Source organism: Ensifer sp. NM-2 (assembly GCF_003024455.1).
In the GTDB taxonomy this organism is placed as follows: domain Bacteria; phylum Pseudomonadota; class Alphaproteobacteria; order Rhizobiales; family Rhizobiaceae; genus Ensifer; species Ensifer canadensis.
In genome coordinates this window covers 1-462 of record NZ_PVZR01000140.1, presented here as the reverse complement: position 1 = coordinate 462, position 462 = coordinate 1, and the positions used below count along the sequence as shown (strand labels likewise).

1 protein-coding gene is annotated in these 462 nt (G+C 74.2%); it reads left to right on the top strand.

Going from position 1 to position 462, the window contains the following annotated elements:
• Positions 1-462 (top strand): phenylalanine--tRNA ligase beta subunit-related protein (locus tag C6558_RS39175; protein WP_256372004.1); only part of this gene is annotated, 462 nt, incomplete at both ends.

Sequence of the window (462 nt, the reverse complement as noted above, 5' to 3'; positions counted from 1 at the left end):
GACGACGCGCCGATCCACGGCGAGCCCGGGGCCACCCGGTTCGTGGCTCGCACGGTCTCCGGCGTGGACGCGACCCGCCCGACCCCGCCGTGGCTGGCCGCGCGCCTGCGCCTGGCCGGCATCCGCACCATCTCCCTGCCGGTGGACATCTCCAACTACGTCATGTGGGAGCTGGGCCAGCCCCTGCACTTCTACGACGCGGACACGCTCTCCGGCGAGATCGTGGTGCGCCGCGCGCGGGCCGGAGAGACCCTGACCACCCTCGACGGCAAGGAGCGCGAGCTCGACCCCGAGGACCTGCTCATCGCGGACGACTCCGGCCCCATCGGCCTGGCGGGCGTCATGGGCGGGGCCGCCACCGAGGTCACGGACGCCACCACCACGATCGTGGTCGAGTCCGCGAACTTCGACCCCGTGTCGATCGCCCGTACGCGGCGCCGGCACCGCCTGCCCTCGGAGGCG